The following is a 10,226-nucleotide window of genomic DNA, read 5'->3' as shown; positions in this document are numbered from 1 at the left end:
ACCTGGGCGCGCTCGGCCTCGACCCGCTGCGCCGGGCGCTGGCCCGGCTCTGACTGGTGGGACGGAGGTCAGGCGAGCCGCAGCTCCAGCGCCGGCCGGGCGGTCAGCGTGTCGGAGTCGACGAAGGCCAGGTCGATCGCCGGATCGGTGAAGGTGATCGGGATAGGTGACGTGATCGGGATGCCGTCCGGGAACGGCAGGTCCGGGGTCAGCGTGATCTTGATGCCGAGCAGCCGGCCGACGAAGCGGGTCGCGTAGAACGCCACGTCGCCCTGCACGGTCAGCCGGTCCGTCACGTACTGCTGGCTCCGCCCGACCGGGCCGTCCGCGACCAGCTTGAAGTCGTCGGTCACCGCCTTGGCCATGCTGAACTTCAGCACCTTGAGCGTCCCGTTGGCGGTCGGCAGCTCGACGATCCCGTCGAACCGCAGCCCGGTCATGGTGACCTTGGAACCGGTCAGCTTGGACGGTCGCTGCGCCACCTTCGGCTGCCCCGGCTCCGGGGCGAGCTTCGGCATCAGCTTGCCCGGCTGGACGGTCCGGGACCGGGTCGGCGGGGCCGGTGGGCAGGCGACGGCGGCCCGGCCGGACCGGCCGGTGAGCCCGGGCCGGGTGGTGGTCGGTACCGGCGTCGCCGAGGTCGCCGGCCTGCCGGCGCCGCTGGGGCTCGGGCTGGCCGACGGGCTCGCGGTCGGCTCGGCCTGACGGCCACCGGTGAAGAGGTCCCCGATGCCGTGCAGGATCTCGGTGAGGATGTTCCCGTCCGAGGTGGACGTCGGTGACGGGCTGGGGCTGGCGGCTGGCGTCGACGTGCCGCCACCGGCGGTGGCCGAGGCGGACGGGGTCGACCGGGTGGCGCGGGTCGGTCCGGCCGTCGGGGCCGGCTTCGTGGCCCCGGTGGGCGGCGTGGGGCACGCGGACGCGGCGGGCGGCACCGGGGCGGCCTGTACGGGCGTCGGCCGGACGACCGTGAGGGCACCGGCGGAGAGGCCGAGCAGCGCCAGCGCGACCGCGAAGTAGTGCGGGTCCCGGCCGCCACCCGGCACCCCGGGTCGCTCCGTGCCGGTCGGCGGCGCATCGTCGCGCTGCCGCGGTACGCCCCGGCCCTCGGCGGGCATCAGCTCGTCGACCAGCGACCCGTCGTCGGCGCTGGGGGGCTCCGGCGTGGGGTCGCCGGTCGGCGCGTCGGTGGCGAGCGGCGTCGGGGCGGGCCGGGCGGTCGGGGTCCAGGCGAAGGCCAGGGCACTGCCGACCATGCCGAGCAGCAGGCCCAGGAAGAAGCCGCCGAGGTTGAGCCCGATCAGCGAGTAGACGGTGGTGACCGCGGCGACGATCGAGTAGAAGATCCGCTGCGCCGGGCTGAACCAGAGCAGCAGTCCGCAGGTGACCAGGATGATCGGGATCAGCAGCGAGTACAGCCCGGTGGATCCGCTGTGGAAGCTCAGGCCGTTCAGCGTCATCTTGGTGGAGGCGAACATCTCCGCCCCGGCCAGCGCGGTGAACAGGCCGCCCCAGAAGGGCCGGCTGCGGCGCCAGCGGCGGAAGCTCCGCCACGTCCGGCCGACGCCACCGGCGCGGACGTGTTGCGGATCAGCGGTTGTCACGTACTCCTCCTGGCGGAGCGGGGGCGAGGGACTCCGAACGGGTCCGCGGCGGCCGGCCGCCGCGGACCCGGGGTCAGCTCAGAAACATTCCTTGTTCTGGGCGTCCGCCCCGACGTTGATCTTCAGCCGCAGGCCCACCAGGTTGAAGGTGGAGGCGGTGGTGTACCGGGACACCTGCTGGAGGCCGGTGATGGTCACGTGCTCGGCGTTCTGACCGAAGGAGCCGGCCTGCGCCGAGGCGTTCAGCTCGCTGGCGTCCCGCCCGATCTTGATGTTGGTGAACGTGGCGTTGCCGTCCAGGCTGTCCATGGCGATGAGCAGGTCCTTGGCACGGGCCGGCTCCTTGCCCTCGCCCGCGTGGATGGTGAGCACCACCGGGATGCCGTCCGCCTTGACCGACTGGCAGAGCTTGTAGAGGTCGGCGCTGCTGATCTCGGCCAGGGCGACCGGGTGGACGGTCCCGTTCTTCTCCTTGACCTTGCCGCCGTACTGCTTGAAGCCGTCACCCTCCAGCCGCTCCGCGCCGATCTTGAAGGTCTGGCCGGAGACGGTGATGTCGGAGGCGATGGCACCGCTCTGCATGCCGAACAGGATGGCGCCGACGGCTGCGGTCGTGGGCACCATCATCGCGGCGAAGCGCCGCCACCGGGTACGTCCCGGGTTGTCGATCCGATCCTGCACGGATTCCTCCTCGGTGGGGCTGGTGCTCTTCGGGGTGGGCCGATCGGCGGGTGGTGACCCCGGGCCGGGCCGCCACCTGTTACCGGCGGGTAACGAACGTGCGCCTGATGGTGCCCCCGGTGAGGTGTGGGTCACAAGACCCCCATTACCGGCCGGTAACTCTTCCGCTGCACAATGAACCCGATCGATCACCGTCGGTAGATGCCGACGGGGAGCGACGCCCGGGAGGAAACCCGCGAACCGGGCGTACCGGTCCGGTGGCGCTCACGTTGCGCACTCAAACCATCGACGGGTTACGATTCCGTAACGAGCGCTCAGCGTGACCGTGGAAACGCGAAGGGCGGGCCGACCATCGGTCGACCCGCCCTTCCTTGTCGCGCTCGACTCAGTGCTTCTCGGCCTCGTCGTCGGCGGCCGGACGCTGCACCGGCACCGTCGGCTCGTCCTCGGCACGCCAGTTCGTCGACGCCGGCGGAAGCTCGTCGCTGAGCGGGCCGCCCTCGCGCTCCACCGGGGGCTGCTCGGCCGTCGGCCGCTCGTCCACCCGGTCCACGTCGTCCTCGACCGGCAGCACGTCGTCGTCGCGGACCGGCTCGCCGTCCACCCGGGTCGGGGTGTCGAGCGGCGCCGCGACCGGCACGACGTCGGCCCGGTGCCGCGCCTCGCCGGCGGTGACCGCCGCCGCCCCGCGACGACCGATCAGTAGGCCGCCGACGAGCAGCAGCAGGCCCAGCACCGCCAGGCCGATCGGGGCGTAGACGCCCAGCAGCCGCAGGCTGTCCCGGCTCTCCTTCGCCCGCTTCGCCGAAGCCGCGATGGTCTCGTCGGTGTACGCGAAGTCGGCGTCCAGCAGCGTGGTCGGTTCGCCCACGTTCGGCGTCAGAACCTTCTTCTGCACCTCGCGCACCTTGAGGTAGGAACCCGTGACCGGGTCCACCCAGACGGTCCGCTGGTTGCTGTAGACGACCTTGGCTTCGGTGGCGTCCTTCGCGAAGGTGGCCACCAGCGCCGAGACCCGGGCCGGGGCCAGGTTCAGCGGCTCATCCGTGATGACCTGCTCGAACCGGTACGCCTCGAGGCCCTGGATCTTCTCCGTACCGGCGAACTTCGCCGGACGGACGGTCCGCAGGTCACGGTCGTAGATCTCGTAGTCCCGCTTCTCGGTGTTGAAGGGGAACTTGTAGATCTGGCCGGCGAACTTCACCCGCTCCTGCTCGCCGGCGTCGTCGAGCCACTGGTCCTTCCAGTCCAGCGCCGCGCCGGAGACCCGGTCCAGCGCGAGCTGGGCGCCGTACGCGCTGACCAGCTCCTTGTTGTCGACCCGGTCGACGGTCTGGCCGACCTTCCACACCACGGCCTTGCCGTCGAGGTCGCCGGAGAGCTTCGCGGTCTGCGACCGGTCCTGGGTGACCAGGACGGTGGACCTGAGTTTGCCGTCGTTGACCTTGATGGTCCCGTTGTTGATCTGGAGAAACTTCGCGTTGCTGGCTTCCGCCACCGACGTCGAGGGGTCCAGGTCGTACGGGAGCTTGGTCAACGCGGGGGTCACGACGAACACCAGCCCGGCGGCCAGCGCCAGGAGCAGTACGCCGACCCCGAACAGCACGGCACCGATGGCGCGGTGCTTCATCTTTCCTCCCTGGAGGAGCTCAATTGTCGTCGATGTGGATCTGAACGATGGCCGGGAGGTTACTACCTGGTCACATGGCGACGCGACCCCCGGTCAGCTCACTTTTCCCGCCGCAGCAGATCTTTCGTCCGCGACGACGGCCACCTGCCCCTCGTCGTCCGGTTCTCCACCGGCCCGACGGAGCACGAGCAGGAAGTTCCATGAAGCGATCTCCCGGGCGCCGGGAACCCGGACGATCCACCGGCCCCACCAGGGGTGGTAGCGCGGCAGGGCGTCCAGCACCTCGACCTCCGGGTTGCCCCGGGTCCAGCGCAGCGCGTCGGAGATGGAGACCGGGAAGAGCGTCTCCCGGAAGCGGTTCTTCGGCGGCCGGCCCATCCGCCGCTGGTAGCGCCGCCGGGCCCGCTCCCCGCCCAGGTAGTGCCAGGGCGCGGTCTCGTGCCCGCCCCACGGCGAGAGCCACGGGGTGAACGACACGAAGATGACCCCCCCAGGTCGGGTCACCCGGGCCATCTCGTCGAGCATCCGGTGCGGCACGGAGACGTGTTCGAGCACGTTCGACGAGAAGCAGACGTCCACGCTCCCGGTCCGGACCGGCAGGGCGGTGCCGCTGCCACGCAGCATCCCCTCGGCCGACCCGGCCGCGGAGAAGTCCCCCACGTCCGGGTCGAGCCCGACGTAGTGGGCGCCGGCCGCCCGGAACGCCGAGGCGAAGTAGCCCGGCCCGCCACCCACGTCGAGCACGGTCCGCCCGGCCAGCCCGGCGTAACCGGAGACCTGGCGTACCGAGTCGTCGGCGAGCATGCCGTAGAAGTGGTCCGGGTCAGTCTGTTCGACCAGGAAGGCCCGGAACAGGGTCACCGAGCGACCCAGGGTGGCGAAGCGGCGCCGGGCCGCCCGCCCCTGCTCAGCGGTCATCGCACTACCGTCCGTCCTCGTTCTCGCCGGCGGTCGGCGGGTCGCCGGCCACCGGGGCTGTCACATGCTCGTCCACCGGTTCCGCGGCGTCCCCGGCCGGCGCGGGCGTGCCCGGAACCGGGACCACCGCCGCGACCACCGCGCCGATCGCCACCAGCATGGCGGTCTGCACCCACGTCCCGTAGGCCCACTCCTGGCCGTGCCCGCGCACCCGGCCGGCCACCGCGGTCACCGTGGCCACCGCCAGCCCGCCGAACACCACCACCGGCAGGGCCCGCCGGGCGAGCTGGCGCAGCAGCATCGCGGCCAGCACGATCGCCACCGGCAGCACCCCGCCCAGGGCGGCGAGCAGCACCACCAGCAGCGTCCCCACGAACCAGGGCGCACCCTCCGCCGGGATCGGCGCCCCGTCCTCCGGCCGCCGCCGCACCGGCCAGGCGGCGAGCACCAGCACGCCGAGCGCGGTGAGCGCTCCGGCGGCCAGGCCGCCCCGGTAGGCGCGGTCGGGAGCGAACTCCAGCACGACCTCGCCGCCGGCCCCCGCCGGCAGCACGAACGCCTGCTGCCACCCGTCGACCCGGGCCACCGGCAACGCCCGTCCGTCCAGCCGGGCCGTCCAGCCGGCGTTCGCGTTCTCGGGTACGACCAGCAGCGCGCTCTCGCCCGCGGCGACCTGTACCCGGCGCTCGGTCGGCGCCCACTCGCGTACCTGGACGTCCCGGTGCCGAGGGGCGGCCCGCGTCCCACCGGTCGGACGCAGCGTCACGTCCTGCGCCACGAACCCGGAGGACGGCGCGGTGACCAGCCGGTGCCCGCCCGCCGGCAGGTCCACCACCGCGCCGGTGTCGCCGCAGAGGGTCACCGGCATCGACCGGCCGGCGACCGCGTCGGCCAGGGTGCCGGTGACCGAGGTGTCGTACCGGAAGCCGTCGAGCTCGACGGCCGGGCCGGCGCCGCACGGCGCGACGAGCCGGGCGTCCGCCGGCAACGGCCGAAGCAGATCGGCCAGCGCGGGCACCTCCACCTCGGCGATGCCGGCGGTGGCCGTCCAGCCGTTGCCCCGCCGGTCCGACACCCGGGGGGTGGACTCCCGGACGGCGATCTCCAACCGGTCGGTCCGCACCGGCGTCAGCCGGACCAGACCGTCGGGATCGACCGGGACGAGCTGGGTCCGGCCACCGGCGCGGACCTCGACTCGGGTGGGCAGCGAACCCACCGGCAGGTCGGCCGGGCGCAGCCGCAGCCGGTCGATCCGGCGCGCGCCCGCCCAGCTCAGCCGGAGGGTGGGCCGCAGGTCGGTGATGTCGGCCAGCCAGGCGGTGCCCGGGTCCCCGTCGACCGCCGCCCACGGCCCGACCGTCGCGTCCCCCGACAGGTACGACGAGGCGCCCGCCGCCACCGGCGCCCCGGCCAGCGTAAACGCGCCGCCCGGTCGGGCCACCGCGGTGACCCCGAGCTGCCAGGTGCCCGCGGTCGAGCTGCGGAACAACCGGTCCAGCCCGAGCGGTTCCTCGCCCACCCGGGCCAGGAACCGGTCGCACCGGACGACCGCGCCGGCGGCCCGGACCCCGGTCGCCGGCGTCCCGGCCTGGCCGCCGCCGGTCGCGGGGGTACCCGTCCCGTCGTCGGTGCCGGGCGGCGAGTCGGTGCCGGCGGCGCCCGTCACGGCGGAGGGAAAGCACGCCGGTCGGCTCGCCGAACCCCGACTGAACGACCAGGAGACTCCGCCGGCGCTGATGGGCAGGTCGGCGGGGACGCGCAGCGCGCGGCGGGGGGTGATCCCCGGTACGGACAGCTCCCGGATGCCCACCCCGCCGTCGATCCGGCCGTCGGCCACCGCCAGCACCGTGATCCGCACCGAGCTGGTCGTGCCCGGCAGCGTGTAGTACGTCCGGGCGCCCAGGTCCGGCACCACGTCGTGGTCGACCGCGCCCCGGTCGGTGGTGATCCGGAACCGGGTCACCGGCCAGCCGACGCCCAGGTCACCCACGAAGGCCACGGAGATCTGCTGCACGTCGCGCGGGGTGTCCAGGTCGAGCTGGAGCCACTGGCCCACCGGCCCGGCCAGCGGCGCCGAGTGCCAGGCGGTGGTCGCGTCCCCGTCGACGGCGGCGAACGGCAGGTGCGACGGGTCGGCGGGGGCCAGGTTGTCCACGAAGCTCACCGCGCTGGACGCGGTCACCTCGCGGACCCCCTGGTAGGTGGCGACCGTCTGGTGGTTGCCCCCGGGGAACGGCAGCAGGTCCAACGCGACCCGACCCTGCCGCCCCGCCTCGGTGGCGGTCAGTGTCTGGCTGAGGTTGTCCCGCACCCGGCCGATGTTCCGTTCCCGCCGGCGCAGCCCGTCGGTGACGATCCACCGGTCACCGGTCGCGCCGCTGGCGCGATCCCCGGCGAGGACCACCGGCCGGTCCCGTTCCACCACGCCCTGTTCCAGCAGGGGCAGCAGGGTCTCCGGGCCGCCGCTGACCGTGGGCACGTCGGCGGTGAGGACCGCCGAGGCGACCGCGACCGGGCGGCGCACCTCGTACACCTCGACGGCGGGCAGCCTGCCGGCGTCCTCGTCGACCGGGCTGCCGACCGCCCGCCCGACCGCGCCGGTGCTGCCGAAGGACGCCACCCGGACGATCCCCGGCGACTGGGCCAGCGCCCGGCGCAGCACCGCCACCGGCGGCGCCTCCACCTGCGTCCGGTCGAGGTCGTTGCGGAGCAGCAGATGGTGGAAGCCGGAGCGGGCCAGGAAGTCGGCCAGCCCCGCGGAGCCGTGACCGCTGGAGAGCACCGTCTCGACGGTGTCCATCATCCGGGTGTTGCCGGTCGAACCGAGCGGGATCTGGTGGCGCACCGCCCAGGGCGCCCCCGCCAGGGCCTGCAACGGCTCGTCGACGGTGCGGCCCCAGTCGTACTGGGCGAAGCTGGAACCCGGCACCATCAGGGTGCGGGCCAGGGCGTCCCGGTCGGCCAGCCAGGTGGCCGCCGCCCGCCAGTGCGGCGGCAGGTCCGCCCAGCCGGGCCCGGGTCGCAGCAGCCCGGTCCAGGCCGGCGCGGCGGCGCCCAGCACCAGCGCCAGGACCGGTACGAAGACCACCGGGCGGAGCCGCAGGCCAGGGCGACGTCGACGGGCCGCGGTCTGCAGGCGGGTGGCCCAGGCGTCCACGCCGTGCGCGAAGCCGAGCATCAGCGGCAGCCGCAGCACCGGGTCCAGCTTGTGCACGTTGCGCAGCGGCGCCAGCGGCCCGTCCAGCAGGTTCCGCACCTGCTCGGACAGGGGGCTGTCGAGGCTGCCGACGTACCCCATGGTGAGCAGGGTCAGCCCGGTCAGGAAGCCGAGCACCAGGAACCGCCGCTCGGGAAGCAGGTTGCCGGCCAGCCCGGCCAGGCCGAGCAGCGCCAGCACGGCGGTGAGCGCCATCAGCACCGGGTGGTCGATCAGCAGCCAGCCGGCCGGCCACCACGGGTCGCCCTGGACGATGTACGCCACCCACTGGTTCGTGCCGCGTACCGCCTGGAAGAGCGAGGCGACCGCGGTGGTCGTGGTGGACGACTCGATGTAGTCCAGGAACGGCAGGCTGTACTGGCCGAGCAGCAGCAGCGGCACGATCCACCAGAGGCAGACCGCGGTGACGCAGACGCACCACCAGCCGACCAGCCGCAGGTGGGCGGCGTCCCAGCGGCGGGAGAGCAGCCACACCCCGGGCAGCACCAGGGCGAGCAGCACCACCGCCGCGTTGATCCCGCCCATGCCGAGCACCGCCAGGGCGGAGAGCGCGGCGGCCCGGCGGGGCGAGCCGATCCGCCGCACCCGGACCAGCGGCAGCAGCACCCAGGGCAGCATCGCGGCGGAGAGGACCTCCGAGGAGAGCGCGCCGATCTCGGTGAGCACCCGGGGCGCCAGCGCGTAGCCCAGCGCCGCCGCGTACCGGGTCGGTTCGGTGCCGATCCGCATCGTCCGGGCCAGCAGCAGCAGGCCGTAGAAGGCGGCGCCGAAGAGCAGCGCGCACCAGAGCCGCTGGGTGATCCACGGCGGCAGGCCGAGCAGCTGCCCGGCGGCGAAGAACGGGCCCATCGGGAAGAGGTAGCCGTACGCCTGGTTCTGCAGCTCGCCGGAGGTGGCCTCCGGGTTCCACAGGTGCAGCGCCCGGGCCAGGAAGTGCACCGGGTTCGCCGCCAGGTCGAGCTTCGTGTCGAAGGTGACCTGGCCGGGCCGCTGGGCGAACGCGACGGCGGTGAGCAGCAGCAGGCAGAGCGCGGTGGCGGGGGCCTGGAGGACCGGCCGGACCAACCGGCGGGCCACCCGTACCGGCAGGGTCGCCGCCACGGGCCGCGGGTCGCCGGTCACCGGCGGCACTCCGGCGGCAGGCAGCTCAGGTTCGCCAGCGCGGAGAAGAAGATCTGCCGCATCCCCTTCGGCTGGTCGGTGCGGAACACCTGGCCACCGGTCACCTTCGCGATCGCGTTCAGCTCCTCCGGGTCGACGTCCCGGCCGAGGCCGATGAAGACGATCGGCAGCGGCCGGCGCGGGTCCTGCAGGGCGCGCAGTTCGGCGAGGAACTTCGTCCGGCCGATGCTCTCGGTGTCCTCGTTGCGACCGTCGGTCATCACCAGCACCAGGTTGATCCGGCCCGGGGTCCAGTGCCGTCGGGCGTCCCGGTACGCGGCCAGCGTCGTGTCGTACAGGCCGGTGCCGCCGTTGGGCTTGACCCGCACCTCGGCCAGCCGCTGGGCCAGCGCGGCCCGCTGGACGCGCAGTGGGTGGACCGGGAGGATCTCCCGGTAGTCGCGGTCGCCGTCGACCTTGGTGGAGAAGACCCAGACGCCCAGCTCGCTGTTGTCCAGCAGCAGCCCGGCGCCCTCCCGGGCGGCGGCCAGGGTGGCGTCGAGCCGGGTGCCACCGCTGCCGGGGACCTGCGCGGCCATCGACCCGGAAACGTCGATCACGGTGAGGATCCGCGCGCTGCGCTGCACGCCGCTCCACCCGGTGAGCACCTGGGTGACGGTCTCCTCGGCGGGCAGCGGGACGGGCAGCCGGACGTCCGGGCTGAGCCGCCCGTCGCGCGGGATCGCTGGCGGGAAGCCGGCCGCGGTGCGGAAGCCGTACCCGGTGAGCACCTCGCGGGCGCCGGTGCCGAGCAGGTCGGTGAGGAAGCCGGCCGCCGCGCCCCGGGCGGTGTCCCCGGCGGCGGGCAGGACCACGTACGGCAGGTCGAGCGACGGGACCGCGACCTCGGGGTACGCGGCGACGAGCTTGCCCGCGCCGGTCAGCGTGTTGTGCCCGAGCACCGCCTGTTCGGTGCTGGCGACCGCGTCCGACCGGCCCGGCAGCCCGGCGCCGGGCGGCAGCGCGGTGGCGGCGGCGAAGGTGCGCCCGGCGAGCCGGCGCAGCGCCGCCGCCA

The 10,226-nt window shown here is 74.0% G+C and carries 6 protein-coding genes; all 6 read right to left on the bottom strand.

Annotated elements, in window-relative coordinates; all coding sequences use genetic code 11:
* Nucleotides 1-68: 68 nt before the first annotated feature.
* Nucleotides 69-1,604 (bottom strand): DUF6114 domain-containing protein, encoded by a 1,536-nt coding sequence (locus tag V6U81_RS28390; protein WP_334494053.1) that lies wholly within the window; start codon nt 1,602-1,604, stop codon nt 69-71.
* 78 nt (nt 1,605-1,682) lie between these two features.
* On the bottom strand, nt 1,683-2,285 hold the full coding sequence (locus V6U81_RS28385; protein ID WP_334494051.1) for a DUF6230 family protein: 603 nt from the start codon (nt 2,283-2,285) through the stop codon (nt 1,683-1,685).
* Between the two features lie 385 nt (nt 2,286-2,670).
* Nucleotides 2,671-3,915 carry a cell envelope lipid trafficking protein PgfA gene (gene pgfA, locus V6U81_RS28380; RefSeq protein WP_334494050.1) on the bottom strand — a complete coding sequence of 415 codons (1,245 nt, stop codon included), beginning with the start codon at nt 3,913-3,915 and terminating at the stop codon, nt 2,671-2,673.
* Nucleotides 3,916-4,008: 93 nt separating this feature from the next.
* The gene (locus tag V6U81_RS28375; RefSeq protein ID WP_334494048.1) at nt 4,009-4,833 is read right to left on the bottom strand and encodes a class I SAM-dependent methyltransferase; all 825 of its coding nucleotides are present in this window, start codon (nt 4,831-4,833) and stop codon (nt 4,009-4,011) included.
* A gap of 4 nt (nt 4,834-4,837) precedes the next feature.
* Complete coding sequence (locus V6U81_RS28370) at nt 4,838-9,172, bottom strand: alpha-(1->3)-arabinofuranosyltransferase domain-containing protein (RefSeq protein WP_334494047.1); 4,335 nt, start codon at nt 9,170-9,172, stop codon at nt 4,838-4,840.
* The coding region (locus V6U81_RS28365) for a VWA domain-containing protein (protein ID WP_334494045.1) at nt 9,169-10,226 on the bottom strand (1,058 nt) is incomplete at its 5' end. The genes V6U81_RS28365 and V6U81_RS28370, both read right to left, overlap by 4 nt.

This window comes from Micromonospora lacuserhaii, assembly GCF_036902735.1.
GTDB lineage: Bacteria > Actinomycetota > Actinomycetes > Mycobacteriales > Micromonosporaceae > Micromonospora.
Note: the sequence above shows the minus strand (reverse complement) of the source record. Positions and strands in the feature narration are given on the sequence as shown.

What these genes read in the sequence shown, in the direction of transcription:
- V6U81_RS28375 (WP_334494048.1), bottom strand. Translation starts at nt 4,833, where the DNA reads ATGACCGCTGAGCAGGGGCGGGCGGCCCGGCGCCGCTTCGCCACCCTG.
- pgfA (WP_334494050.1), bottom strand. Translation starts at nt 3,915, where the DNA reads ATGAAGCACCGCGCCATCGGTGCCGTGCTGTTCGGGGTCGGCGTACTG.